This window comes from Streptococcus mitis bv. 2 str. SK95, assembly GCF_000222705.1.
GTDB classification, from domain to species: Bacteria; Bacillota; Bacilli; order Lactobacillales; family Streptococcaceae; genus Streptococcus; species Streptococcus mitis_AY.
In genome coordinates, this window is sequence record NZ_AFUB01000011.1 from 46,217 (window position 1) to 70,885 (window position 24,669).

The window sequence follows — 24,669 nt, forward strand, 5'->3', positions numbered from 1 at the left end:
GAGTTAAGATGAAGCTGATAGAAGTATTTGAGCTAGTGGAAAATCATTCTGATTTAAAACCCTATGTAGAAAAAATATTAAAAAAGTACAAGAAGACCAACTGTTCCTATCTTGAGTCTCTTAATCACCTTGCTTATTTACTCTATCTAGATGGTCAAAAAGAACTAGCTAAAAAGTTGTTAGATATTTTGCTACAAATTCCCTTTGAAGGAGATTATAATAGTTGGACCTTTGTTGAGAGTTCGATAGTCTTGTTGGCCTATATGGAAAAGCAGACGGAAAATCAGGTATCCATCTATCAAAATCTCCTTTTAAGTCCACTAGATTCTGGGGAGAAATCAACTAGAAAAATAAGAAGGAGAGTACATCAGAGATTTTTGAATGGTGATACTTTGGAACAAAAGCTTGCAAAAATCGAGCAAGCTTCAAGTCCTGAATCAGAAATGGGACGCCGTCTGCTGTACCTGACAGATTTATTGAAGATTCACCTTTTTATTGCTGAGTCAACTTGTGAAGAGACAGATATCCAGACAAAAATCGAAGAGAACATGAAGATATTAAAGAAGTATATCAAGGAGCATGAAACTTATAGCCTCTTTCCTTTTAAAGGATAAGGTGAGCTAGCAATCTTGAACTTTTAGAAAGAGTAGAAAATGGAAATCAAACATCACTTTGGTGTCTATGGCGTTTGCTATGAGAATGGGAAATTGCTTTGCATTGAGAAAACGAGAGGCCCTTATCAACATCGTTATGATCTACCTGGTGGTAGCCAGGAAGTAGGTGAAGGGCTGACAGAAACCCTTAAGAGAGAAGTTTTGGAAGAGACAGGATATAAGCTAAAGGGTTACGCTAATCCTAGGATTTATGATGTGCTGGTTCAAGAAGATGAGCAAGACTTCGCAGTACACCATATCATGGCCTTTTATGATATAGTACTTGATTTTGAACACTCTCAAAATTCAATTTCTCAGGAGGTTCTTGATGGAAGTAATGATTCAGCAAATGCACTTTGGTTGAATTTGGAAGAAATTACTGCCGATAATGCTTCTCCTTTAGTGTTGCAGGTTAAGGCAGAGTTACTAGGATTTCCAGAATTAGATATGACAAGTTATAGAAATTGGAAGGTGAAGAAGGGGGGATAATGGAATTATTTAAAACATGGAAGAAAAATATGGTTCTCTATGGTCTTAAATCTCAAATCGGAACTGTCTACCGAAACAGGGATAGGACAACAAGCTTTTATGATGTTGGGAATTTTCTATACTTAGCAGGGGAGTTGAGTTCCAGATTTTGGGAAGATTTTGTTAGGAAATATGGTTTAGATTATAAGATTATTATTTCAGAAAATACTAATTGGCAAGATTTTCTGCATCGGAAAGCGGGGCTAATTTCTTTTACTCGCTATTCTTTTAAAGATAGGGCAAATTTTCAAGTTGAATTTCTAAATGATCTAGTTAGTCAGTTAGAGGAAGGTTACAATATTGTGCCTATTGATAATCATATTTATAACTGCTTTTCTGAGGAAGAATGGTCACAAGATTTACAGGGCGATTTTAAGTCCTATCAGGATTTTGCTTTAAAAGGTGGATTTGGCTTTGTGGTTCTTAAAAATAATGAACTGATTGCTGGGATTTCCTCAGGGTTAGTTTACCGTGGAGCAGTTGAAGTGGAAGTTGCAACTAGACCAAACGAACAAGGAAAAGGATTTGCTAAAAAGCTTGGTGCTGCAATGATTCTAGAGAGTTTAAATAGAGATATGTTTCCTCTCTGGGATGCTCATAACGAGGCTTCCAAAAAAGTAGCAGAATTTTTAGGATATGAGTTAGTTGAACCTTATGAAGCTTTTGAACTGGAAGAAAGTTTCATATAATGATATCTGATATTGTATCTTTTAAGACGAGGTGAATGGCTATGAAAAACCAGCTAGCCCTTAGTGGCGAAAAAATTGTTGAAAAAGTTTACCCTCAATTATTGCCTCATGTTGGTATGATTCGTGGAGAATACTTACTGAGAGAGCTCAATCAAAACATCCTGTTACCAAGTTGTCAGCAATTTGTAAAAGATTATCTAGATACCATTTGCTCCTTGTACTCAGATGAAGAGGTTTGGTATCGTTTTTCAGAGTTAACAAATACAGAAGCTAATTGTTTAGAGGGGACTAAAGAGCATTTTGATGAAAATCATCCCTTGTTTGGTTATAGAGGAACTAGGCGCTTGCTGGCGTGTCCTGATGAATTTCAGGCTGAAGCACATGTCGTTACAGAAGTTTATCAAACAAATCCCAATCTGTCTGTTATTTTTCCTTTTGTCAATGATGCCGACCAATTAAAACAAGCTATTACAGTATTACGTCAGCATGGTTTTACTGGGAAAGTCGGCACAATGATTGAATTACCTTCAGCTTATTTTGACTTGGACAGAATAATGAAAACGGGCATTTCAAAGATTGTAGTTGGAATGAATGATTTGACTTCTTTTGTTTTTGCGACTGTGAGAAACAGTCAATGGCATGATATGGAAAGTTCAATAATGTTAGATATGCTAAGACAGATGCAGGAAAAAGCAAGGATGAAAAAGATTGACTTTGCTGTAGCAGGCTATCTGAATGCTTCTTTCATACAAAAAATGAATCAGATGGGTATCAAGTGTATTATCCACTACAGTTCTATTCCAGAGATTTTTAATTTAGAGATTAACCATCCAGACCATCTCAAACACATAAAAGAAAAAGTAAAAAATTACAAAGGAGCAACCTATGACACCGCAAGAAATGTGGAATGCCTACAAGAAAATTAACCCTTCTATCGGAGATGAGATAGATGCCTGGGCTTTTGGAGTAGAGCCAGACCTCTTGGCAGAACTAGTTTTAAAAGGCGAAAAGACGGCAACCGCCTCAGCCTACGACCTCTACGCAATAGAGGATGAACCCCTTCCGCAAAAAGGGACCTTTGACGTCATTTTAGATAGTCAAAATCAGGCTGTCTGCATTGTCGAAATTACAAAGGTTTCCGTTCAGCCCTTTCATCAAGTTTCTGCTGACCATGCCTTTAAGGAAGGGGAAGGTGACAAATCCCTAGCCTATTGGCGTCAGGTTCATGAGGACTGTTTCGCTGACTGGCTGAGAGAGGCAGGACTAACTTTTACGCCTGACAGCAAGGTCGTTTTGGAAGAGTTTCGCAAGGTCTACCCTCTGTAGACAGATAGAAGGAAGAAAGTTTTGGAAATCACCGTCCAATCCTTTTTTCTTAAGCAAAACATGATATAATAAGTTTGTTTGAAGAAGAGCAGCAGCTCTTAAACTTAGAATAGGAGAAAACTATGCAAGCAGTTGAACATTTTATTACGCAATTTGTTCCTGAACACTATGATTTATTTTTAGACTTGAGTCGTGAGACCAAGACCTTTTCTGGGAAGGTGACCATCACTGGTCAAGCGAAAAATGATCGTATTTCCCTTCACCAAAAAGACTTGAAAATCGCTTCTGTAGAAGTCGCGGGTCAAGCTCGTCCATTTACAGTTGACCATGAAAACGAAGCCCTTCATATCGAACTGGTTGAGGCAGGTCGAGTTGAATTGGTTATCGCTTTTTCAGGAAAAATCACAGACAACATGACAGGGATTTACCCCTCTTACTACACTGTTGATGGAGTGAAGAAGGAAGTCTTGTCTACTCAGTTCGAGAGCCATTTTGCGCGTGAAGCCTTCCCATGCGTGGACGAGCCAGAAGCCAAAGCAACCTTTGACCTCGCTCTTCGTTTTGACCAAACAGAAGGTGAAGTGGCCTTGTCAAACATGCCTGAGATTGACGTTGAAAACCGCAAGGAAACAGGTATCTGGAAGTTTGAAACGACACCTCGCATGTCTTCCTACTTGTTGGCTTTTGTTGCTGGTGATTTGCAAGGGGTAACGGCTAAAACGAAAAACGGTACCCTCGTAGGTGTCTACTCTACCAAAGCCCACCCACTATCTAATCTTGATTTCTCATTGGACATCGCTGTTCGCTCGATTGAGTTTTACGAAGATTACTACGGAGTTAAATACCCAATCCCTCAATCGCTCCATATCGCCCTTCCTGACTTCTCAGCGGGTGCTATGGAAAACTGGGGTCTGGTAACTTACCGTGAAGTATACTTGGTTGTGGATGAGAACTCTACCTTTGCCAGTCGTCAACAGGTAGCCCTTGTCATTGCCCACGAGCTTGCTCACCAATGGTTTGGTAACCTCGTAACGATGAAATGGTGGGATGACCTCTGGCTCAATGAAAGCTTTGCCAACATGATGGAATACGTCTGTGTGGATGCCATCGAGCCAAGTTGGAATATCTTTGAAGACTTCCAAACAGGTGGTGTGCCGGGAGCACTTAAACGTGATGCGACTGATGGCGTTCAGTCTGTCCACGTCGAAGTTAAACACCCAGATGAAATCAATACCCTCTTTGACGGAGCTATCGTCTATGCCAAAGGAAGCCGTCTCATGCATATGCTTCGTCGTTGGCTAGGTGATGCTGATTTCGCTAAAGGTTTGCATGCCTACTTTGAAAAACACCAGTATGGAAATACCATTGGTCGTGACCTTTGGAATGCCCTTGGACAAGCGTCAGGACGTGATGTGGCGGCCTTCATGGATTCTTGGTTGGAACAACCTGGTTACCCAGTTCTCACTGTCAAAGTTGAAAATGATGTCTTGAAGATTTCACAAAAACAATTCTTTATCGGTGAGCACGAAGACAAGAACCGACTCTGGGTTGTGCCACTCAACAGCAACTGGAAAGGCCTACCAGATACACTCGAAACTGAAAGTATCGAAATCCCTGGCTACGCCGCTCTTCTTGCTGAAAATGACGGAGCTCTTCGTCTCAACACAGAAAATACGGCCCACTACATTACCGACTATCAAGGAGACTTGTTAGAAGCTGTTCTTGCTGAGTTAGAGACACTTGATAACACAAGCAAATTACAAATCGTTCAAGAACGTCGTTTGCTTGCTGAGGCAGGTCACATTTCTTATGCTGACTTGCTACCTGTGCTTGATAAACTTGCTAATGAAGAGTCTTACCTTGTCGTTTCAGCAGTTTCTCAAGTGATTGCAGCCCTTGAGCGCTTTATCGATGAAGGAACAGAAACTGAGAAATCCTTTAACCGTCTGGTTGCTAAATTGGCTCGCCACAATTATGACCGTCTTGGTTTTGAAGCTAAAGATGGTGAATCAGATGAAGATGAATTGGTTCGTCAGTTGACCATTTCCATGATGATTCGCTCCAATGATGCAGAAGCTAGTCAAGTCGCTAGCCAAATATTTGCAGCTCACAAGGAAAATCTTGCAGGACTTCCAGCAGCCATCCGTGCTCAAGTTCTCATCAATGAGATGAAACACCATGAGACCAAGGACTTGGTCGCAACTTATCTGGACCTCTACACTCATGCCACAGATGCTGTCTTCAAACGTCAGTTGGCAGCTGCTCTAGCATACAGCATAGATGCAGAAAATATCCAAACCTTAATTGGCTCATGGAAGGATAAATTTGTGGTGAAACCACAAGACTTGTCTGCTTGGTATTACCAGTTCCTAGATCATCAAACAACTCAAGAAACTGTTTGGGTTTGGGCGCGTGAAAACTGGGCTTGGATCAAGGCAGCTCTTGGTGGGGATATGAGCTTTGATAGCTTTGTTATCCTACCTGCCCATGTATTTAAGACTGAGAAACGCTTGGCAGAGTACAAGGAATTCTTTGAACCACAACTCTCTGACCTAGCGCTTAGCCGTAACATTAGTATGGGAATCAAGGATATCGCAGCGCGTGTTGACTTGATCAAGCGTGAGAAAGCAGCAGTCGAAGCTGTTGTAGCCCAATATGCCAAAGCTTAATTCGTTCAAAATGTAAACAAAAACTCAACTTTCTATCTGAAAACAAGAGAGAGTTGAGTTTTTTTTAAGGCAATTTTGGTATAATAATCATAACAAGGAGGAGTTTCTGATGATAAAAATCTTATTAGTAGAAGATGACCTAGGTCTGTCAAACTCAGTATTTGACTTTTTAGATGATTTTGCAGATGTCATGCAGGTCTTTGATGGAGAAGAAGGTCTCTACGAAGCTGAAAGTGGCGTCTATGACTTGATTTTGCTTGACCTGATGTTGCCTGAAAAAAATGGCTTCCAAGTCTTGAAAGAGTTGCGCGAAAAAGGAATTACGACACCAGTCCTTATCATGACTGCCAAAGAGAGTTTGGATGACAAGGGACATGGTTTTGAGTTGGGAGCAGATGATTATCTGACCAAGCCTTTCTACCTAGAAGAACTCAAAATGCGGATCCAAGCCCTTCTCAAACGTTCAGGTAAGTTTAATGAAAACACCCTGACCTATGGAGATATTGTCGTCAACCTTTCAACGAATGAAGTAAAAGTGGAAGATACTCCTGTTGAATTGCTCGGAAAAGAGTTTGAGTTATTGGTTTACTTCCTTCAAAATCAAAATGTCATTCTTCCCAAGACGCAAATTTTTGACCGCCTATGGGGATTTGATAGCGATACGACTATTTCCGTTGTAGAAGTCTATGTCTCAAAAGTTCGTAAGAAATTGAAGGGAACAGCCTTTGCTGAAAATCTTCAAACCTTGCGTAGTGTCGGGTATATTTTAAAAGATGTTCAATAAACTAAAAAAACATGGTATGCGGATGATTTCAGCTATTTCATTCGAAACTTTGGAGTGTTCACCCTGATCTTCTCTGCTATGACCTTGATTATCCTCCAGGTCATGCACTCGAGTCTCTATACTTCTGTAGATGAAAAACTCCAAGCTCTTAGTAGTAGTCCCCAAGCAGTTATCCAGTTAGCCCTGAATCGGGCAACTGAAGAAGTCAAGGATATTCAACCCGCAACTGCGGATGCCAGCAAGGCTGAAATCAAGCCCAATGTCAGCTCCAATACGGAAGTCTTGCTCTTTGACAAGGATTTTAATCAGCTCTTACTGGGCAATCGTTTTTTAGGTTTAGACAAGATCAAACTGGACAAGAAAGAATTGAATCACATTCGGCAAATCCAAGTTGTCAATAGCTACGGTCAGGAAGAAACCTACCGAATGATCTTGATGGAAACAAATTCGTCCACTGTTTCAAGCAACGTCAAATATGCGGCGGTTTTAATCAATACTAGCCAGCTTGAGCAAATCAGCCAAAACCACGAGCATTTAATTGTTGTAGTCATGGCTAGTTTCTGGCTTCTATCTTTAATTGCTAGTGTTTACCTTGCTCGTGTCAGTGTCAAACCCTTGCTGGAAAGTATGCAAAAGCAGAAGTCCTTTGTTGAAAATGCGAGCCACGAACTGAGAACACCTTTGGCTGTTTTACAAAATCGTTTAGAGACTCTCTTTCGAAAACCAGAAGCGACGATCATGGAATCCAGCGAAAGCATTGCTTCTAGCCTCGAAGAAGTTCGCAACATGCGCTTCCTTACAACCAACCTTCTCAATTTAGCACGTCGAGATGATGGACTTAAGCCAGAAATAGCAGAAGTTTCTCCACAATTCTTTACAACCACCTTTACAAACTATGAGTTAATTGCTTCTGAAAATGATCGAGTTTTTGACTATGAAAATCGGATTTATCGTCCCTTCATGACCGATCAGTTGCTCTTAAAACAACTCATGACCATCTTGTTTGATAATGCCATCAAGTATACCGAAGAAGATGGGAAAATTGAGTTTTTGGTTTATGCTACAGATCGCCACCTCTATCTAACAGTAGCGGATAATGGGATTGGAATCTCAGCTGCTGACAAGAAGAAAATCTTTGACCGTTTTTACCGTGTAGACAAGGCGAGAACCCGTCAGAAAGGTGGCTTTGGCTTGGGACTTTCTTTGGCCAAGCAGATTGTTGATGCCTTACGAGGAACGATTAGCGTAAAAGATAACAAACCTAGAGGGACGATTTTTGAAGTTAAAGTTGCTATCCAATCTCCTCCCAAACGTAAGAATAAATAAAAAGACAGTTTTACAACTGTCTTTTCAGATAACTAGAGAAGAGGTTGGTAGTAGTACCAACCTTTATTTTGAAAATTTTCGTTTAATAATCTTTCGTTGAAGTTGTAAAAGTACGAAGCTTGTTCCCATAGCAACAATAAATGATAAAGCTGTATTTAATTTTAAGGCCAAAAAGATAAAACTAAAAAGTACCATAAAAATACAAAAACAAGCAATATTTACAAAAAATAAAATCTCTTTTAGGTTAGGGCCGACTGGGGCTTCAGATGTATAATCTTGATAAAGCGGAGTTTGTTTCGATTCGGGAGCTTGTTCAAACTCATAAGCTTCTAATTTTCTTGCGGGCATGATTCTCTCCTTAACAGTACCTAACTATTTTATCATTTTTTATGCAGAGAATTGTTACAGAATGGTTACAAAACAACTAAAGTCTCTTATCATTATCTAAGTCGCTCTTCTTGACACCTACTAGGGAAAGTGATAGCATGGATGTTACACTTGAAACAGATGACCTGACCTTCTCTATTATAAATATACTGAGAAAGGAAAGGATAACTTATATAAATTGATAGCAAGCAAGGGCTTTTCCTAATATAATTTGTTGAGTTGCTACCGTGATTCATTTTAAAAGAATAGGTAGGAGTTGTTTTGAATGGATGGAAGGACAGAGATTCTGTCTATTGGATTGGGTGGCCTTCTTGCTACCTCTGGGGAAAGTTAAAGGAGATAAGCATGTATCTTGCTATCAAAGAAATAGTACGAAATAAACTTCGATATAGTTTGATTCTAACTACCATTTTTCTTATCGCTTTTATGGTCTTTTTTATGACCAGTTTAGCTCTTGGTCTTGTGCGAAACAATCGAGCCGCTATTGATAACTGGCAAGCGACGGGTGTGGTTTTATCTGACTACGCAAATGATAATTTGACGGCATCTTTTATTCCTGAAAAGGACTACAAGGATAAGAATTCAGAAGAGGCTGCTCCATTGGGCTATATGTTCGCTGTGACCAATCTAGTCGATGGTAGTGAAAAGGTCAATGTTTCCATCTTTGCTCAAGACTGGGACGCTTTTATCTCACCTAGTTTGATGGAGGGTCGTTATCCTGAAGGAGATGATGAGGTTGTCGTGGATCAGTCTTTTGAGAACTATGGGATTAAGCTAGGCGATGCCATTCAGCTCAATGGAAGCGAGGCAAGTTACAAGATTGTAGGCCTGACTCAAGGAAATAAATTTTTCACTGAGCCTGTTGTCTTTACGAGTCTATCAACTTATTGGACCTTACAAGGAACCTTGAAAGCCAATCGTTCCATCTCTGCCTTGGTATTGAAAAATGACATAGAAGTGGTCGGGGATGGACTGAAACAGATTTCCATCCCAAAAATGATATCGAAAATTCCTGGTTACACACCTCAGGTTAATGTATTTTCAGGAATGATTCTCGCTATGATTGTTATCACAGGCTTGATTGTGGGTATTTTTGTTTATATCATTACCATACAAAAATTAGGACTTTATGGAATAATGCGAGCTCAAGGGATACAGATCAAAACCATTGTATGGTCTCTGTTCTGTCAAATCTTCCTCCTAGCTGGTATGGGGATTGCTTTAGCCTTGCTGGCTATTGGAGGAGTGATTTTAGTCTTACCAGCTACCTTCTTTTTCTACCCAAGTTGGATAGCCTACTCTGGCCTAAGTTTGGTAATTTGCTTGATGGCCCTTCTAGGTGGTGTCATTTCACTTCCACGCTTGCTAAAGGTGGACCCGATTACTGCGATTGCAGAGTGATAAGGAGAATAGTATGACAGCATTGATTGAAATGACTCAAGTGACAAAAACGTATGGGGAAGGAAAGATGAAAGTCGTGGCCCTGCATGAGACGAATTTTCAGCTGAATGCGGGGGAGTTCGTGGCTATTGTTGGGCCTTCTGGCTCTGGAAAGACGACCTTTCTAACGACTCTTGGACAACTTCAGGAAGCTTCGAGTGGAAAGATTTTGGTAAAGGGGAAAGAAACAGGCAGTTTGACGGAGAAGGAGAAAACAGACCTCCGTTTTAGAGAGTTTGGTTTTATTCTACAAGCTTCAAACTTAATTCCTTTTCTAACGGTCAAGGAACAGCTGGATTTGATTGACAGATTGGATAAGGGAAAAAATAGTAAAAGTGACCGAAAAGAGTTACTTGACTTGTTGGATTTGGAAAAGGTACAAGATCATTATCCCAAGGCTTTATCAGGTGGCGAACGTCAACGTGCGGCCATTGCTAGAGCGCTTTATAACAATCCAAGCATCGTGCTTGCAGATGAGCCGACAGCCAGTCTGGATACTCAGCGTGCTTACCAAGTAACGGAGATGTTGGCTGCCATTGCCCACGAACAAGGGAGAGGAGTTGTCATGATTACACATGATACACGCCTTCTTGATAAGGTTGACCGTATCTATGTCATGAATGATGGCCACCTAGTAGAAAAAACACATGCATAAAAAAGAAAGTGGACGGTACTGGTTACCGTTCACTTTTTGATTGCAAACTTTAAAAAAGACTTTGACTTTTTATAAAACTCCTAGTATTCATAGCTGATTTTTGAGAAATGTGGTATAATTTTCCTTATGGAAAAGATTATCATTACAGCAACTGCTGAAAGTATTGAACAAGTTGAACAACTACTCGAAGCTGGCGTAGATCGTATCTATGTCGGTGAGAAAGATTTTGGTCTTCGTCTGCCAACGACCTTTAGTTATGACCAATTGCATGAAATCGCTAAGCTCGTTCATGATGCGGGTAAGGAATTGATCGTTGCAGTTAACGCCCTCATGCACCAAGATATGATGGACCGTATCAAGCCTTTCCTGGACTTCTTGGAGGAAATCAAGACAGACTACATCACTGTTGGAGATGCAGGTGTCTTTTACGTGGTCAACCGTGATGGCTATTCCTTCAAGACTATCTACGATGCTTCAACCATGGTAACAAGTAGTCGTCAGATTAACTTCTGGGGACAAAAGGCTGGCGCATCTGAAGCTGTTTTGGCACGTGAAATTCCATCTGCTGAGCTCTTCAAGATGCCAGAGATTTTGGAAATTCCTGCTGAAGTGTTGGTTTACGGAGCTAGTGTCATTCACCATTCTAAGCGTCCGCTCTTGCAAAACTACTACAACTTTACACATATCGATGATGAAAAGACGCGTAAACGTGACCTCTTCTTAGCAGAACCGAGTGACCCAGAAAGCCATTATTCCATCTTTGAAGACAATCATGGTACCCATATCTTTGCTAACAATGACCTTGATTTGATGACCAAATTGACAGAATTGGTAGAACATGGTTTTACCCATTGGAAACTAGAAGGGCTCTACACTCCAGGTCAGAACTTTGTTGAGATTGCTAAACTCTTTATCCAAGCGCGTAGCTTGATTCAAGAGGGCAAATTCAGCCATGATCAAGCCTTCTTGCTAGATGAGGAAGTGCGCAAGTTACACCCTAAAAACCGTTTCCTCGATACGGGATTCTATGATTACGATCCAGATATGGTTAAATAGGACACAAAAACCCGAAATAAAAATGTTCGGGTTTTTCAAGTGTATTCATGAAATAAAAATGGATACATGTTATAATGAAAGTAGCTCTATATTGGAGGTGTTTGAGTGGAAAATCTGAAGAAAATGGCAGGTATCAAGGCTGCTGAGTTTGTCAAAGATGGTATGGTTGTCGGACTGGGGACTGGGTCAACTGCCTACTATTTCGTAGAAGAGATCGGTCGTCGGATTAAGGAAGAAGGTTTGCAGATTACTGCTGTAACGACTTCCAGTGTGACCAGTAAACAGGCCAAAGGTCTTAATATCCCGCTCAAGTCGATTGATCAAGTGGACTTTGTCGATGTGACAGTCGATGGAGCGGATGAAGTAGATAGCCAGTTTAACGGGATCAAAGGCGGTGGTGGTGCGCTTCTGATGGAGAAGGTTGTCGCAACGCCCTCAAAAGAATACATTTGGGTGGTAGATGAAAGCAAGCTGGTAGAGAAACTAGGTGCTTTTAAATTGCCAGTAGAAGTGGTTCAGTATGGATCAGAACAGGTCTTTCGTCGGTTTGAGCGAGCTGGCTACAAACCAAGTTTCCGTGAAAAAGACGGCCAACGTTTTGTGACCGATATGCAGAACTTTATCATTGACCTAGCCTTGGATGTCATTGAAGATCCAATTGCCTTCGGGCAAGAGTTGGACCATGTCGTTGGTGTCGTAGAGCATGGCTTGTTCAACCAAATGGTGGATAAGGTCATCGTTGCTGGACGAGATGGTGTTCAGATTTTAACTTCAACAAAAGCAAGATAACTAAGATAGTAAGGAGACAGATTATGTCAAAATTTAATCGTATTCACTTGGTGGTACTGGATTCCGTGGGAATCGGTGCTGCACCAGATGCCAATAACTTTGTCAATGCAGGAGTTCCAGACGGAGCTTCTGACACACTGGGACACATTTCAAAAACAGTTGGTTTGAATGTGCCAAACATGGCTAAAATCGGTCTAGGAAATATTCCTCGTGAAACACCGTTGAAGACAGTTCCAGCAGAAAGCAATCCAACAGGTTATGCAACAAAATTGGAAGAAGTTTCCCTTGGTAAGGATACCATGACTGGTCACTGGGAAATCATGGGACTCAATATTACCGAGCCTTTCGATACTTTCTGGAACGGATTCCCAGAAGAAATCTTGACAAAGATTGAAGAATTTTCAGGACGCAAGGTCATTCGTGAAGCCAACAAACCATACTCAGGTACAGCTGTTATCGATGATTTTGGACCACGTCAGATGGAAACTGGGGAGTTGATTATCTATACTTCAGCAGATCCTGTTTTGCAGATTGCTGCCCATGAAGACATCATCCCTTTGGATGAATTGTACCGTATTTGTGAATACGCTCGTTCGATTACCCTTGAGCGTCCTGCCCTTCTAGGTCGTATCATTGCCCGTCCATATGTTGGTGAACCTGGTAACTTCACTCGTACAGCAAACCGTCGTGACTTGGCCGTTTCTCCATTTGCCCCAACTGTTTTGGATAAATTGAATGAGGCTGGTATCGATACTTATGCTGTTGGTAAAATTAACGATATCTTTAACGGCGCTGGTATCAATCATGACATGGGTCATAACAAGTCAAACAGCCACGGAATTGATACATTATTGAAGACCATGGGACTTGCTGAGTTTGAAAAAGGATTCTCCTTCACAAACTTGGTTGACTTTGATGCCCTTTACGGCCACCGCCGCAATGCTCATGGTTACCGTGATTGCTTGCATGAGTTTGATGAACGCTTGCCTGAAATTATCGCAGCCATGAGAGAGAATGACCTTCTCTTGATTACAGCGGACCATGGAAATGACCCAACCTATGCAGGAACAGACCACACTCGCGAATATATTCCACTTTTGGCTTACAGTCCTTCCTTTAAAGGAAATGGTGTCATTCCAGTTGGACATTTTGCAGATATCTCAGCGACTGTTGCCGATAACTTTGGTGTTGAAACTGCCATGATTGGGGAAAGTTTCTTAGATAAATTGGTATAAGATGACGCGACACGCTTTACTGGTAAGGGGCATTAATGTTGGTGGAAAAAATAAGGTTGTCATGGCGCAACTTCGTCAAGAACTAACAGAGTTGGGACTGGAAAAGGTTGAAACCTACATCAACAGTGGCAACATTTTCTTTACTTCGACAGCTCCCAAAGCCCAATTGGTTGAAATGTTAGAGGCTTTCTTTGAAGTCCATTATCCATTTATTCAGAGCTTTTCTTTACTGAGTCTAGAGGACTTTGAAGCGGAACTTGAAAATCTGCCTGAATGGTGGACCAAAGATTTGGCACGAAAGGATGTCCTCTTTTACACGGAGGGCTTAGATGTGGATCAAGTGATCGAGAAAGTGAACGGTTTGGAACTGGAAGATGAAGTCGTTCATTTTGGAAAACTTGGTATTTTCTGGGGGAAATTCTCTGAAGAATCCTACTATGCAACTGCCTATCACAAATACTTACTCAAGATGCCTTTCTACCGCCAAATCACCATTCGCAATGCAAAAACCTTTTACAAAATCGGTCAAATGCTAAAAAATAATAAAGGAGACACACAATGACATTTTTAGATAAGATCCAAGAAACAGCTGCCTTCCTGAAAGACAAGGGAATCCAAGCTCCCGAGTTTGGTCTAATCCTTGGATCGGGTCTTGGAGAATTGGCGGAAGAAATCGAGAATCCAGTTGTAGTAGACTATGCTGAGATTCCAAACTGGGGCCGTTCGACAGTAGTTGGTCACGCTGGTAAATTGGTATATGGTGACCTTGCAGGGCGCAAGGTCTTGGCTCTTCAAGGTCGTTTCCATTTCTACGAAGGAAATCCTCTCGAAATCGTGACTTTCCCAGTACGTGTGATGAAAGTTCTCGGATGCGAAGGTGTCATTGTAACCAATGCAGCTGGAGGTATTGGATTTGGTCCTGGTACTTTGATGGCTATCTCAGACCATATCAATATGACGGGGCAGAACCCATTGATGGGTGAAAACTTGGATGACTTTGGTCCACGTTTCCCAGATATGTCTAAAGCCTACACTCCAGAATATCGTGCTACTGCCCATGAAGTGGCCAAGAAACTTGGTATCAAGCTTGACGAAGGTGTCTATATTGGTGTAACAGGTCCGACTTATGAAACCCCAGCAGAAATTCGTGCCTATAAGATATTGGGAGCAGATGCAGTTGGTATGTCCACTGTTCCTGAAGTTATTGTTGCAGCTCACTCAGGTTTGAAAGTTCTCGGTATTTCATGTATTACTAACCATGCAGCAGGCTTCCAAGAAGAACTCAACCACGAAGAGGTTGTAGAAGTGACTGAACGTGTTAAAGGCGACTTCAAAGGTTTGCTGAAAGCGATTCTTGCTGAACTCTAATCCTATGAAAGCACGACTCCAAAGCCTGCCCTACGGACTGAGGCTACTTCTAGCCACTCTATCATTGGGAATAGGGACGGGTCTGGTTGGAATTGCTTGCCATTATTTACTAGAAAGTGTGCAATGGCTGGCCTTTGACCAAACTAGTTCGGATTTGCTCCAGCGATTTCAAGAAGCTGGGGGTCTCCGTAGATTCCTCGTTCTGTGTGTGACAGGGGTCTTGGCAGCTGGCTTCTGGTATGTCCTACAAAGGCGCAATAAGATTTTGTCTATTCGTCAGCAAATTATATTAGCTGGAGACAGGGAGCCAGCGCTCTTAGCCCACCTCTTTCATGCAGGGATGCAGGTTGCGATTGTCGGAGCAGGCGCATCGGTCGGAAAAGAAGGAGCACCACGTGAGGTCGGGGCTCTTCTAGCTGGTCGCTTGTCGAAGGGATTCTCTCTAACTCTCAAAGAACGAAAGGTGTTGGTTGCCTGTGGAGCAGGAGCTGGTCTAGCTGCGGTCTATCAGGTTCCCTTTGCTAGTAGTTTGTTTGTCTTTGAGACCTTAGGACTTACCTATAGTTGGCAGAGCTTTTTGCTGGTTTTGGCTAGTACTTATCTGGCAACCTGGGTGGCTCAGCCCATTATTGGTCAGGATGTCCTCTATCACCTGTCTGCAGTTTCATGGTCGCTCAGCAGTTTTCTACAGGCTATTTTGATTGCTCTCTTGGTTACTCCGCTTGCTCTGGTCTTTTCTTTCCTAACAAAGCAAGCTAATCGCAAACGGCGCAAGGATGAGACGATCCTTTGGACTCTTCCTCTAGCCTTTCTAGTGTTGGGGAGCCTTGCATCCTTTTTCCCTATCTTTATGGGAAATGGTCAGGTACTAGCGCAAGTCTTGTTATTTCACCAGCCGGTTCCCTATCTTCCACTGGCTCTTGCAATGAAGGGGCTTCTGGTTTATCTCCTCTTACGCAATGGTGCCTATGGGGGAACCTTGACACCATCATTTGCCTTGGGGATTGGGTCTGGTTACTTAGTGACCTTGCTGTTGACAGTAGTTGGCGTCCATCTGGATCCAGCTCTAGGAATGCTACTAGGAGCAACAGTCTTTTTAGGGACGACCTTACACGCTCCTCTAACGGCTATTGCCCTAAGCCTTGGATTTACAGGTCAGGATTGGAGTTTGACAATACCGCTTGTACTAGCGGCAGGAATGTCTTATGTGATTCGAAAGAGATGGGAGAGAGGACAATGAAGGTACATTTTGTACTGCATGAAACATTTGAGGTTCCGAGTGCATATCTAAAATGGGCTCTGGAACGAGGTCATCACATTACATCAACAAAGGTTTATGAAAAAGAACCTCTTCCTGAAACAATTGACGGAATTGATTTTCTGATTGTTATGGGTGGTCCTCAATCACCTGATGAGGATAGAGAAAACTTCCCATACTATGACCCTAAGGCTGAGCTTGCTTTTATGAAAGAAGCAATTGCCGCAGATATCTATATCGTTGGTGTCTGTCTTGGTGCTCAGCTCTTGTCTGTTGCCTATGGTGCGAAGTATGAACATAGTCCAGAGCGCGAGATCGGCGTTTATCCTGTGACATTGACGATGGAAGGTCTAACAGATCCTCATGTCAGCTTGTTCGGAGAAACCATAGAAACCGGCCACTGGCACGGTGATATGCCAGGGCTGACAGATGAAGCTGTCGTCTTGGCGACCAGTCAAGGTTGTCCACGTCAGATTATTCGCTTCAGTCCGAAACATTATGCCTTTCAGGCTCATTTGGAATTTGATCCAGATGCAGTAGAACTTTTAATTACTGCGGATGGTGAGGAGAAATTAAGAGAGCAAAGTGAAAAGTTGCCTTTTGTTCAAACACCAGAAGAATTACGTGGAAACGATTATTCTGAAATGAATGCAAAACTGTATGCATTTTTAGATTCATTGGTAAACTAGGAACTACAGAAAGGCAGAGTATCTGAGTTATAGTCAAACTCGGGCTAACTGTTTTGCGAAATATTTAATTTTAAAATCAAGAAAGAAAGGATGGGTAAATCGTATTTGCTGAACTGAATACGGGCGGAGAACTGTGTAAAAAAGATAAACTGTCTAGCATCTGCGATGCTTCGTCAGTTTCCTATTTTTACTTTGTTCTCTGTCGCTATCCTAAATATACAAAAAGAAAGGTAGAGCAAGGTGTTCTGAATTGAACCCGAGCTATTCTCCTATTTATCATCAAAATTAAGAAAGAAAGGAATTGAACCCACCCTAAAAGCAGTGGGAAAAAGATAGTTGGTCTAGCGAGCATCGCTCACTGCGCCCAACTCCTATTTTCCCTTCGCTTTTTGACGGGTTTGGTATCTTATATTATGTCTATCCATATTGCTGCTCAGCAGGGTGAAATTGCTGATAAAATTCTTCTTCCTGGGGATCCTCTTCGTGCGAAATTTATTGCAGAGAACTTCCTTGAAGATGCTGTTTGTTTTAACGAAGTGCGTAACATGTTTGGCTACACTGGTACTTACAAGGGCCACCGTGTATCTGTCATGGGAACTGGGATGGGGATGCCATCCATTTCGATCTACGCGCGTGAGTTAATTGTGGACTACGGTGTGAAGAAATTGATCCGTGTGGGAACTGCGGGCTCTTTGAATGAAGATGTTCATGTCCGTGAATTGGTTTTGGCACAAGCAGCTGCAACTAACTCAAACATCATTCGCAACGACTGGCCACAGTATGATTTTCCACAAATCGCTAGTTTTGATTTGCTAGACAAGGCCTACCATATCGCTAAAAATCTTGGTATGACCACCCACGTTGGGAACGTTTTGTCATCAGATGTCTTTTACTCAAACTACTTTGAAAAGAACATCGAACTTGGTAAATGGGGAGTCAAGGCTGTGGAAATGGAAGCAGCAGCTCTTTACTACTTGGCTGCCCAACACCACGTTGATGCACTTGCTATCATGACCATTTCTGATAGCTTGGTCAATCCAGATGAAGACACCACTGCAGAAGAACGCCAAAACACCTTCACCGATATGATGAAGGTTGGTTTGGAAACCTTGATTGCAGAGTAAAATGTAAAAGAAAATCCTGTTTTCAAGTGAAATCAGGATTTTTTCATAGATGCGATTTTTTCTGGGTCTGGCGTGACGCGGAGGGTCTTTTGCCCTGTGTAGGTTACAAAACCGGGTTTGCCACCAGTTGGTTTGTTGAGTTTTTTAACTTCAATCATATCCACCTGAACTAGATTTGACAAGCGCCCTTTGGAGAAGTAGGCAGCTAGTTCGGCTGCGTCTGTCTTGACTTCGTCAGAAGGATTGAGATTTCCTGAGATGACGACGTGGCTGCCAGGGATGTCCTTGGCATGGAACCAAAGTTCCTCCTTGCGGGCCATTTTAAAGGTTAGCTCTTCATTTTGCAAGTTGTTACGACCGACATAAATGATGGTTTTGCCATCGCTTGCTAGATACTGCTCTGGTTTTTTGCGTTTCTGAATTTTCTCGCGTTGGCGTCTTCTAATGAAGCCTGTTTGGATCAATTCTTCACGGATTTCAGCGATTTCCTCCAGTCCAGCTTGGTTGAGGACGGTCTCGACACTTTCCAGATAGAGAATAGTTGCCTTGGTTTCTTCAATCAACTCAGTCAAGTATTTGACAGCTTCTTTGAGTTTCTGGTAACGTTTAAAATAGCGTTGAGCATTCTGACTGGGAGTCAGGGCCTTATCAAGCGCAATGGTGATAGGTTGATTAGTGTAGTAGTTGTCTAGGATAACCTGGTCTTGGTCGTTAGGCACTTGGTGGAGGAAGGTTGTTAGCAATTCCCCTTTTTGGCGAAATTCCTCAGCATTGTCTGTCGCTAGTAACTCTTTTTCTTGTTTTTTAAGCTTATGTCGATTTTTTTGAAGTTCATTTTCAACACGTCGAATCAGTTCACTGGCTTGCTGTTTGACACGATCGCGCTCGGCCTTGTCTTTGTAGTAGGTGTCCAAGAGTTCTGATAGACTGGCAAAAGGCTCTCCTACACGATTTGCAAAAGGAACTGGACTGAAGGAAGTCTCCGTTAGGTAAGGCTTGGTTTCTTGATCGAAAAAGTTTCGGAAAGTGGATAGTTTGTCACTGACCAAGAGCCTTTCCAATTCGTTTGCTGTATCGCGTCCTAGACCTTGAAAGAGGCTTTGAAGATTTTTTGCTGTTAGTTCTTGGGTTTGAAGGATTTCAAAGAGCTTTTCATCCTTGACAGTAAAAGGATTGAGAGCATCCGTACTAGGTGGAGCGATATAGGTCGATCCAGGAAGCAAGGTGCGGTAGCTATTTTGTGAAAAGCCGACGTGTTTGATAACTTCGAGGATTTTATGACTACTTTTATCGACCAGTAGAATATTACTGTGTTTACCCATGATCTCGATAATCAGGGTAGCCTGGATATGGTCTCCAATTTCGTTTTTATTAGAAACTGTGATCTCCACAATGCGGTCATTTTCCACTTGCTCAATCGACTCAATTACGGCACCCTGCAAATACTTTCTCAAAACCATGATAAAAGTAGAAGGTTGAGCTGGATTTTCAAAGGTCGTTTGGGTCAGCTGGATGCGACCAAAAACGGGATGAGCAGAAAGGAGCAGGCGATGACTTTGGCGATTGCTGCGGATTTGCAAGACCAACTCTTGTTCAAAAGGCTGATTGATTTTCTGAATGCGACCATTGACCAACTCTCTTCGCAATTCCTCAACCATGTGGTGTAAAAAAAATCCGTCAAATGACATCGTTCTCTCCTTGTGATTGTATTCCATAGTATTATATCAAAAAGGTAGAATAAAATCATGGAAATATGGTATAATAAAGCCAAGTAAAGAGAATCGAGAAGTACATGTATATTGAAATGGTTGATGAAACTGGTCAAGTTTCACAAGAAATCTTGCAACAAACCCAAGAAATTTTGGAATTTGCAGCCCAAAAATTAGGCAAAGAAGATAAGGAGATGGCAGTCACTTTTGTGACCAATGAGCGTAGTCATGAACTCAACCTTGAGTATCGTGATACGGATCGTCCGACAGATGTCATTAGCCTTGAATATAAACCGGAGTTGGACATTACTTTTGACGAGGAAAATCTGCTTGAAAACCCTGAATTAGCAGAAATGATGTCTGAGTTTGATGCCTACATTGGGGAACTTTTCATCTCTATCGATAAAGCGCATGAGCAGGCTGAGGAATATGGCCACAGCTTTGAGCGTGAGATGGGCTTCTTGGCAGTACACGGCTTTTTACATATCAACGGCTATGATCACTATACTCCCGAAGAAGAAGCGGAGATGTTCGGTTTACAAGAAGAAATTTTGACAGCCTATGGACTCACAAGACAATAAACGAAAATGGAAAAATCGTGACCTGGTATCCAGTTTAGAATTTGCTATCACAGGGATTTTGACTGCTATCAAGGAAGAACGCAATATGCGAAAACATGCAGTGACGGCTCTAGTAGTTATCCTTGCAGGTTTTGTTTTTCAGGTGTCACGAATCGAATGGCTCTTTCTCCTAATGAGCATTTTCTTGGTAGTAGCGTTTGAAATTATTAATTCTGCTATCGAAAATGTGGTGGATCTAGCCAGTCACTATCACTTTTCTATGTTGGCAAAGAAAGCCAAGGACATGGCGGCAGGAGCCGTGCTGGTGGTCTCTCTTTTTGCTGCAGTGACAGGTGCACTTATCTTTCTCCCACGCATTTGGGATATACTATTTTAAACACTAAGAGGAAATTATGACATTTAAATCAGGCTTTGTAGCCATTTTAGGACGTCCCAATGTTGGGAAGTCAACCTTTTTGAATCACGTCATGGGGCAAAAGATTGCCATTATGAGTGACAAGGCGCAAACAACACGCAATAAAATCATGGGGATTTACACCACGGATAAGGAACAAATCGTCTTTATCGATACACCGGGGATTCACAAGCCTAAGACTGCTCTTGGAGATTTTATGGTGGAATCTGCCTACAGTACTCTGCGTGAAGTGGATACTGTTCTATTCATGGTGCCAGCTGATGAGCCACGTGGTAAGGGCGACGATATGATTATCGAGCGTCTGAAAGCTGCTAAGGTTCCTGTGATTCTAGTGGTGAATAAGATTGACAAGGTCCATCCAGACCAACTTCTGGCTCAGATTGATGATTTCCGTAACCAGATGGACTTTAAGGAAATTGTTCCTATCTCAGCCCTTCAGGGAAATAACGTTTCTCGACTAATCGATATTTTGAGTGAAAATCTAGAGGAAGGTTTCCAGTATTTCCCAGCTGATCAAATCACAGATCATCCTGAGCGTTTCTTGGTTTCTGAGATGATTCGTGAGAAAGTTCTTCATTTGACACGTGAAGAGATTCCTCACTCAGTCGCAGTAGTAGTTGACTCTATGAAGCGTGACGAAGAGACCGACAAGGTTCATATCCGAGCTACCATTATGGTCGAGCGCGATAGTCAGAAAGGGATTATCATTGGTAAAGGTGGCGCTATGCTTAAGAAAATTGGTAGTATGGCCCGTCGTGATATCGAACTTATGCTAGGGGATAAGGTTTTCCTAGAAACTTGGGTTAAAGTCAAGAAAAACTGGCGCGATAAAAAGCTAGATTTGGCTGACTTTGGCTATAATGAAAAAGAATACTAAGTAGAGGTGGGCTCATGCCTGCTTCTTGTTTTTACAGAAGGAGGATCTATGCCTGAATTACCTGAGGTTGAAACGGTTCGTCGTGGCTTAGAAAAATTGATTTTGGGAAAGAAAATTTCTAATATAGAGATTGCTTATCCTAAGATGATTAAAACGGATTTGGACGAGTTTCAAAAGGAAGTGCCTGGTCAGATTGTTGAGTCCATGGGGCGCCGTGGAAAATATTTACTTTTTTACCTGACAAACAAGGTCTTGATTTCCCATCTGCGGATGGAGGGCAAGTATTTTTACTATCCAGACCAGGTTCCTGAACGCAAGCATGCCCATGTTTTCTTCCAGTTTGAGGACGGGGGAACGCTTGTTTATGAGGATGTGCGCAAGTTTGGCACCATGGAACTGCTGACACCAGACCTTTTGGAAGCATACTTTGTTTCTAAAAAATTAGGCCCTGAGCCAAGTGAGCAGGACTTTGATTTGCAGGTCTTTCAAATTGCTCTATCCAAGTCTAAAAAGCCTATCAAATCCCATCTCCTAGACCAGACCTTGGTAGCTGGCCTCGGTAATATCTATGTGGATGAGGTTCTCTGGCGAGCTCAGGTCCATCCGGCCCGACCTTCTCAGAGTTTAACAGCAGAAGAAGCGTCAGCTATTCATGATCAGACCATTGCTGTTTTGGGACAGGCTGTTGAAAAAGGGGGCTCCACCATTCGAACCTATACCAATGCCTTTGGTGAAGATGGAACCATGCAGGATTTTCATCAGGTCTATGATAAGGCTGGTCAAGAGTGTTCACGCTGTGGCACCCTCATTGAGAAATTCCAGCTCGGTGGACGAGGAACTCATTTTTGTCCTCAGTGTCAAAGGAGGGACTGATGGGAAAAATCATTGGAATCACAGGAGGAATTGCCTCTGGGAAGTCAACTGTGACAAATTTCCTAAGAGAGCAAGGCTTTCAAGTGGTAGATGCTGACCGACTTGTCCACCAGCTACAAAGACCTGGTGGGCGTCTATATCAGGTCTTAGTTCAGCATTTTGGACAGGAAATTATCTTAGAAAATGGAGAACTCAATCGCCCTCTCCTAGCTAGTCTCATCTTTTCAAACCCTGAAGAGCGGGAATGGTCTAAGCAAACCCAAGGAGAGATTATTCGTGAGGAATTGGCTGCACTAAGAGAACAGTTGGCTCAGACGGAAGCGATTTTTTTCATGGATATTCCTCTGCTTTTTGAGCAGAACTATGCCAACTGGTTTGATGAAACGTGGCTGGTCTATGTGGACCATGATATCCAATTAGAACGTTTCATGAAACGGGATCATCTTTCTAAGGAAGTAGCGGAGTCCCGTCTGGCAGCCCAGTGGTCTTTAGAAGAAAAGAAAAAATTGGCGAGTCATATATTAGATAATAATGGCAGTCGTGAACAGCTTGTGGGGCAAGTAGTGAAGTTACTTGAAGGAGGCGATAGCTGTGCAAGAGATTAGTTGGAAAGATAATCTTCGTGTCGCCTGGTTCGGTAGTTTTCTAACGGGAGCCAGTATTTCCTTGGTCGTCCCTTTTATGCCTATCTTTGTAGAGCAGTTGGGAATCGAGAGTGACCAAGTTGCTTTCTATGCTGGATTAGCCATCTCAGTTTCGGCTGTTTCAGCAGCTTTGATTTCTCCTATCTGGGGTATTCTTGCTGATAAGTACGGTCGTAAACCCATGATGATTCGAGCTGGCCTTGCCATGACCATCACTATGGGAGGTTTGGCCTTCGTGCCGAATATCTATTGGTTAATCTTTCTTAGATTACTAAATGGCGTATTTACAGGTTTCGTACCGAATGCGACAGCTTTAATAGCCAGTCAAGTCCCCAAGGATAAGTCTGGCTATGCTTTGGGGACTTTATCAACTGGAGTAGTAGCTGGAACCCTAACCGGCCCCTTTGTTGGGGGCTTGGTTGCTGAAATTTTTGGTATTCGAAATGTTTTTCTGTTGGTAGGTGGCTTCTTGTTTTTAGCCGCACTCTTAACCATTTTCTTTATCAAGGAGGATTTTCAGCCAATAGCTAAGGAGAAAGCAATACCAACAAAGGAATTGTTCGCTTCAATCAAGCACTCTCATCTTTTGATTAATTTGTTTTTAACCAGCTTTGTCATTCAATTTTCAGCTCAATCAATTGGTCCTATCCTGGCTCTCTATGTGCGGGACTTAGGGCAATCCGAAAATCTCCTCTTTGTCTCAGGCTTGATTGTATCTAGTATGGGATTTTCTAGTATGATGAGTGCTGGAGTGATGGGAAAACTAGGAGATAAGGTGGGAAATCATAGACTTTTAGTTGCAGCCCAGATTTATTCAGTCATCATTTACCTTCTTTGTGCCCATGCAACTAGCCCCATTCAACTTGGCTTGTATCGTTTTCTCTTTGGTTTGGGAACGGGTGCTCTGATACCAGGTGTTAATGCATTACTTAGTAAGATGACTCCCAAAGTAGGCATTTCAAGGATTTTTGCCTTTAACCAAGTCTTTTTCTACCTTGGGGGTGTTGTTGGTCCCATGACTGGTTCAGCAGTAGCAGGGCAATTCGGCTACCACTCTGTTTTTTATGCGACAGCAGCCTGTGTAGCTCTCAGTTGTTTATGTAACTTAGTTCAATTTAGATCATTATTAAAAGTAAAGGAAATCTCGTGCGAGTAAAAATTAATCTCAAATGCTCCTCTTGTGGTAGCATGAATTATCTAACCAGCAAGAACTCCAAAACCCATCCAGAAAAGATTGAAGTTTTAAAGTATTGTCCCAAGGAAAGAAAAGTAACCCTACATCTTGAATCTAAGTAGAATTTATGGTAAAATAATAGGGATTTTAAGGAGTTTGATATGTACAACCTATTATTAACCATTTTATTAGTATTATCTGTTGTGATTGTGATTGCGATTTTCATGCAACCAACTAAAAACCAATCCAGCAATGTATTTGATGCCAGCTCAGGTGATTTGTTTGAACGTAGTAAGGCGCGTGGTTTTGAAGCCGTGATGCAACGTTTGACAGGTATTTTAGTCTTTTTCTGGCTAGCCATTGCCTTAGCATTGACGGTATTATCAAGTAGATAAGAAATGGGCGAGACTAGGTCTTAGC

28 protein-coding genes are annotated in these 24,669 nt (G+C 42.0%); 26 read left to right on the forward strand and 2 right to left on the reverse strand.

Annotated elements, in window-relative coordinates; translation table 11 throughout:
- Positions 1-8: 8 nt before the first annotated feature.
- The 8 genes from HMPREF9965_RS03975 (at position 9) to HMPREF9965_RS04010 (ending at position 7,975) form a co-directional block, all read left to right on the forward strand.
- Positions 9-614: a DUF6707 family protein gene (locus HMPREF9965_RS03975; RefSeq protein WP_000766554.1), complete on the forward strand. Its 606-nt coding sequence runs from the start codon at positions 9-11 to the stop codon at positions 612-614.
- 39 nt (positions 615-653) lie between these two features.
- The gene (locus HMPREF9965_RS03980) at positions 654-1,142 is read left to right on the forward strand and encodes an NUDIX hydrolase (protein ID WP_000403177.1); all 489 of its coding nucleotides are present in this window, start codon (positions 654-656) and stop codon (positions 1,140-1,142) included.
- Complete coding sequence (locus HMPREF9965_RS03985) at positions 1,142-1,870, forward strand: GNAT family N-acetyltransferase (RefSeq protein WP_000418696.1); 729 nt, start codon at positions 1,142-1,144, stop codon at positions 1,868-1,870. Before HMPREF9965_RS03980 ends, HMPREF9965_RS03985 begins: the two co-directional genes overlap by 1 nt.
- Positions 1,871-1,911: 41 nt before the next feature.
- Positions 1,912-2,796, forward strand: a complete 885-nt coding sequence (locus HMPREF9965_RS03990) for a putative PEP-binding protein (RefSeq protein ID WP_000795801.1) — start codon at positions 1,912-1,914, stop codon at positions 2,794-2,796.
- A complete protein-coding gene (locus HMPREF9965_RS03995) occupies positions 2,756-3,196 on the forward strand; it encodes an ASCH domain-containing protein (protein ID WP_000188808.1) in 441 nt (146 codons plus the stop codon). Before HMPREF9965_RS03990 ends, HMPREF9965_RS03995 begins: the two co-directional genes overlap by 41 nt.
- A gap of 122 nt (positions 3,197-3,318) precedes the next feature.
- A complete protein-coding gene (locus tag HMPREF9965_RS04000) occupies positions 3,319-5,865 on the forward strand; it encodes a M1 family metallopeptidase (protein WP_001149132.1) in 2,547 nt (848 codons plus the stop codon).
- Positions 5,866-5,974: 109 nt separating this feature from the next.
- Positions 5,975-6,649, forward strand: a complete 675-nt coding sequence (gene ciaR / locus HMPREF9965_RS04005; protein WP_000590630.1) for a two-component system response regulator CiaR — start codon at positions 5,975-5,977, stop codon at positions 6,647-6,649.
- Between the two features lie 39 nt (positions 6,650-6,688).
- A complete protein-coding gene (locus HMPREF9965_RS04010) occupies positions 6,689-7,975 on the forward strand; it encodes a sensor histidine kinase (protein ID WP_050542305.1) in 1,287 nt (428 codons plus the stop codon).
- A gap of 63 nt (positions 7,976-8,038) precedes the next feature.
- Here HMPREF9965_RS04010 and HMPREF9965_RS04015 read toward each other — a convergent pair whose 3' ends face one another.
- A complete protein-coding gene (locus tag HMPREF9965_RS04015; RefSeq protein ID WP_001111507.1) occupies positions 8,039-8,323 on the reverse strand; it encodes a DUF3270 domain-containing protein in 285 nt (94 codons plus the stop codon).
- A 384-nt stretch (positions 8,324-8,707) separates the two neighbouring features.
- Between HMPREF9965_RS04015 and HMPREF9965_RS04020 the strand changes: the two genes are divergently transcribed.
- The 10 genes from HMPREF9965_RS04020 (at position 8,708) to deoD (ending at position 17,976) form a co-directional block, all read left to right on the forward strand.
- Positions 8,708-9,763 carry an ABC transporter permease gene (locus HMPREF9965_RS04020; RefSeq protein WP_000280284.1) on the forward strand — a complete coding sequence of 352 codons (1,056 nt, stop codon included), beginning with the start codon at positions 8,708-8,710 and terminating at the stop codon, positions 9,761-9,763.
- 13 nt (positions 9,764-9,776) lie between these two features.
- Positions 9,777-10,457: an ABC transporter ATP-binding protein gene (locus HMPREF9965_RS04025; protein ID WP_000125743.1), complete on the forward strand. Its 681-nt coding sequence runs from the start codon at positions 9,777-9,779 to the stop codon at positions 10,455-10,457.
- 126 nt (positions 10,458-10,583) lie between these two features.
- On the forward strand, positions 10,584-11,513 hold the full coding sequence (locus HMPREF9965_RS04030) for a peptidase U32 family protein (protein WP_000411173.1): 930 nt from the start codon (positions 10,584-10,586) through the stop codon (positions 11,511-11,513).
- 105 nt (positions 11,514-11,618) lie between these two features.
- Positions 11,619-12,302, forward strand: coding sequence for a ribose-5-phosphate isomerase RpiA (gene rpiA / locus HMPREF9965_RS04035; RefSeq protein ID WP_000429277.1), 684 nt, complete (start codon positions 11,619-11,621; stop codon positions 12,300-12,302).
- A 23-nt stretch (positions 12,303-12,325) separates the two neighbouring features.
- Positions 12,326-13,537, forward strand: coding sequence for a phosphopentomutase (locus HMPREF9965_RS04040; RefSeq protein WP_000033119.1), 1,212 nt, complete (start codon positions 12,326-12,328; stop codon positions 13,535-13,537).
- A 1-nt stretch (position 13,538) separates the two neighbouring features.
- Positions 13,539-14,099 (forward strand): DUF1697 domain-containing protein, encoded by a 561-nt coding sequence (locus HMPREF9965_RS04045; RefSeq protein ID WP_004243127.1) that lies wholly within the window; start codon positions 13,539-13,541, stop codon positions 14,097-14,099.
- Positions 14,096-14,905, forward strand: a complete 810-nt coding sequence (locus HMPREF9965_RS04050) for a purine-nucleoside phosphorylase (RefSeq protein ID WP_000143378.1) — start codon at positions 14,096-14,098, stop codon at positions 14,903-14,905. The genes HMPREF9965_RS04045 and HMPREF9965_RS04050 overlap by 4 nt, the downstream gene beginning before the upstream one ends.
- Positions 14,906-14,909: 4 nt before the next feature.
- On the forward strand, positions 14,910-16,145 hold the full coding sequence (locus HMPREF9965_RS04055) for a chloride channel protein (RefSeq protein ID WP_025170813.1): 1,236 nt from the start codon (positions 14,910-14,912) through the stop codon (positions 16,143-16,145).
- Complete coding sequence (locus tag HMPREF9965_RS04060) at positions 16,142-16,852, forward strand: GMP synthase (RefSeq protein WP_000862855.1); 711 nt, start codon at positions 16,142-16,144, stop codon at positions 16,850-16,852. The genes HMPREF9965_RS04055 and HMPREF9965_RS04060 overlap by 4 nt, the downstream gene beginning before the upstream one ends.
- 413 nt (positions 16,853-17,265) lie before the next feature.
- Entirely contained in the window at positions 17,266-17,976 is a 711-nt protein-coding gene (gene deoD, locus HMPREF9965_RS04065; protein ID WP_000022093.1) for a purine-nucleoside phosphorylase, read from the forward strand.
- Between the two features lie 32 nt (positions 17,977-18,008).
- On the opposite strand, the gene pavA is transcribed toward deoD, so the two are convergent.
- Positions 18,009-19,664, reverse strand: coding sequence for an Rqc2 family fibronectin-binding protein PavA (pavA, locus tag HMPREF9965_RS04070; RefSeq protein ID WP_000006750.1), 1,656 nt, complete (start codon positions 19,662-19,664; stop codon positions 18,009-18,011).
- Between the two features lie 104 nt (positions 19,665-19,768).
- Here pavA and ybeY point away from each other — a divergent pair, with 104 nt between their 5' ends.
- Genes ybeY through secG form a run of 8 tightly spaced genes read left to right on the forward strand, consistent with a single transcriptional unit; the run spans position 19,769 to position 24,644 of the window.
- Positions 19,769-20,266 carry an rRNA maturation RNase YbeY gene (ybeY, locus tag HMPREF9965_RS04075; RefSeq protein WP_000275175.1) on the forward strand — a complete coding sequence of 166 codons (498 nt, stop codon included), beginning with the start codon at positions 19,769-19,771 and terminating at the stop codon, positions 20,264-20,266.
- The gene (locus HMPREF9965_RS04080) at positions 20,247-20,642 is read left to right on the forward strand and encodes a diacylglycerol kinase family protein (protein WP_000378174.1); all 396 of its coding nucleotides are present in this window, start codon (positions 20,247-20,249) and stop codon (positions 20,640-20,642) included. The genes ybeY and HMPREF9965_RS04080 overlap by 20 nt, the downstream gene beginning before the upstream one ends.
- Positions 20,643-20,658: 16 nt before the next feature.
- Positions 20,659-21,558, forward strand: a complete 900-nt coding sequence (gene era / locus HMPREF9965_RS04085; protein ID WP_000143273.1) for a GTPase Era — start codon at positions 20,659-20,661, stop codon at positions 21,556-21,558.
- Between the two features lie 48 nt (positions 21,559-21,606).
- Positions 21,607-22,431, forward strand: coding sequence for a DNA-formamidopyrimidine glycosylase (gene mutM, locus HMPREF9965_RS04090; protein ID WP_001114608.1), 825 nt, complete (start codon positions 21,607-21,609; stop codon positions 22,429-22,431).
- Positions 22,431-23,036, forward strand: coding sequence for a dephospho-CoA kinase (coaE, locus tag HMPREF9965_RS04095; protein WP_000516176.1), 606 nt, complete (start codon positions 22,431-22,433; stop codon positions 23,034-23,036). Before mutM ends, coaE begins: the two co-directional genes overlap by 1 nt.
- On the forward strand, positions 23,023-24,231 hold the full coding sequence (locus HMPREF9965_RS04100; RefSeq protein WP_001156294.1) for a multidrug efflux MFS transporter: 1,209 nt from the start codon (positions 23,023-23,025) through the stop codon (positions 24,229-24,231). Before coaE ends, HMPREF9965_RS04100 begins: the two co-directional genes overlap by 14 nt.
- The gene (rpmG, locus tag HMPREF9965_RS04105; protein ID WP_042898781.1) at positions 24,222-24,371 is read left to right on the forward strand and encodes a 50S ribosomal protein L33; all 150 of its coding nucleotides are present in this window, start codon (positions 24,222-24,224) and stop codon (positions 24,369-24,371) included. The genes HMPREF9965_RS04100 and rpmG overlap by 10 nt, the downstream gene beginning before the upstream one ends.
- Before the next feature lie 39 nt (positions 24,372-24,410).
- Positions 24,411-24,644, forward strand: a complete 234-nt coding sequence (gene secG / locus HMPREF9965_RS04110) for a preprotein translocase subunit SecG (protein ID WP_000282517.1) — start codon at positions 24,411-24,413, stop codon at positions 24,642-24,644.
- Positions 24,645-24,669: the final 25 nt, after the last annotated feature.

What these genes read in the sequence shown, in the direction of transcription:
- HMPREF9965_RS03995 (WP_000188808.1), top strand. Translation starts at nt 2,756, where the DNA reads ATGACACCGCAAGAAATGTGGAATGCCTACAAGAAAATTAACCCTTCT.
- HMPREF9965_RS03980 (WP_000403177.1), top strand. Translation starts at nt 654, where the DNA reads ATGGAAATCAAACATCACTTTGGTGTCTATGGCGTTTGCTATGAGAAT.
- HMPREF9965_RS04020 (WP_000280284.1), top strand. Translation starts at nt 8,708, where the DNA reads ATGTATCTTGCTATCAAAGAAATAGTACGAAATAAACTTCGATATAGT.
- HMPREF9965_RS04040 (WP_000033119.1), top strand. Translation starts at nt 12,326, where the DNA reads ATGTCAAAATTTAATCGTATTCACTTGGTGGTACTGGATTCCGTGGGA.
- deoD (WP_000022093.1), top strand. Translation starts at nt 17,266, where the DNA reads ATGTCTATCCATATTGCTGCTCAGCAGGGTGAAATTGCTGATAAAATT.
- pavA (WP_000006750.1), bottom strand. Translation starts at nt 19,664, where the DNA reads ATGTCATTTGACGGATTTTTTTTACACCACATGGTTGAGGAATTGCGA.
- HMPREF9965_RS04015 (WP_001111507.1), bottom strand. Translation starts at nt 8,323, where the DNA reads ATGCCCGCAAGAAAATTAGAAGCTTATGAGTTTGAACAAGCTCCCGAA.
- secG (WP_000282517.1), top strand. Translation starts at nt 24,411, where the DNA reads ATGTACAACCTATTATTAACCATTTTATTAGTATTATCTGTTGTGATT.
- coaE (WP_000516176.1), top strand. Translation starts at nt 22,431, where the DNA reads ATGGGAAAAATCATTGGAATCACAGGAGGAATTGCCTCTGGGAAGTCA.
- HMPREF9965_RS04045 (WP_004243127.1), top strand. Translation starts at nt 13,539, where the DNA reads ATGACGCGACACGCTTTACTGGTAAGGGGCATTAATGTTGGTGGAAAA.
- HMPREF9965_RS04060 (WP_000862855.1), top strand. Translation starts at nt 16,142, where the DNA reads ATGAAGGTACATTTTGTACTGCATGAAACATTTGAGGTTCCGAGTGCA.
- HMPREF9965_RS03990 (WP_000795801.1), top strand. Translation starts at nt 1,912, where the DNA reads ATGAAAAACCAGCTAGCCCTTAGTGGCGAAAAAATTGTTGAAAAAGTT.
- HMPREF9965_RS04080 (WP_000378174.1), top strand. Translation starts at nt 20,247, where the DNA reads ATGGACTCACAAGACAATAAACGAAAATGGAAAAATCGTGACCTGGTA.
- HMPREF9965_RS03975 (WP_000766554.1), top strand. Translation starts at nt 9, where the DNA reads ATGAAGCTGATAGAAGTATTTGAGCTAGTGGAAAATCATTCTGATTTA.
- mutM (WP_001114608.1), top strand. Translation starts at nt 21,607, where the DNA reads ATGCCTGAATTACCTGAGGTTGAAACGGTTCGTCGTGGCTTAGAAAAA.
- ybeY (WP_000275175.1), top strand. Translation starts at nt 19,769, where the DNA reads ATGTATATTGAAATGGTTGATGAAACTGGTCAAGTTTCACAAGAAATC.
- era (WP_000143273.1), top strand. Translation starts at nt 20,659, where the DNA reads ATGACATTTAAATCAGGCTTTGTAGCCATTTTAGGACGTCCCAATGTT.
- HMPREF9965_RS03985 (WP_000418696.1), top strand. Translation starts at nt 1,142, where the DNA reads ATGGAATTATTTAAAACATGGAAGAAAAATATGGTTCTCTATGGTCTT.
- HMPREF9965_RS04030 (WP_000411173.1), top strand. Translation starts at nt 10,584, where the DNA reads ATGGAAAAGATTATCATTACAGCAACTGCTGAAAGTATTGAACAAGTT.
- HMPREF9965_RS04050 (WP_000143378.1), top strand. Translation starts at nt 14,096, where the DNA reads ATGACATTTTTAGATAAGATCCAAGAAACAGCTGCCTTCCTGAAAGAC.
- HMPREF9965_RS04025 (WP_000125743.1), top strand. Translation starts at nt 9,777, where the DNA reads ATGACAGCATTGATTGAAATGACTCAAGTGACAAAAACGTATGGGGAA.
- ciaR (WP_000590630.1), top strand. Translation starts at nt 5,975, where the DNA reads ATGATAAAAATCTTATTAGTAGAAGATGACCTAGGTCTGTCAAACTCA.
- HMPREF9965_RS04055 (WP_025170813.1), top strand. Translation starts at nt 14,910, where the DNA reads ATGAAAGCACGACTCCAAAGCCTGCCCTACGGACTGAGGCTACTTCTA.
- HMPREF9965_RS04000 (WP_001149132.1), top strand. Translation starts at nt 3,319, where the DNA reads ATGCAAGCAGTTGAACATTTTATTACGCAATTTGTTCCTGAACACTAT.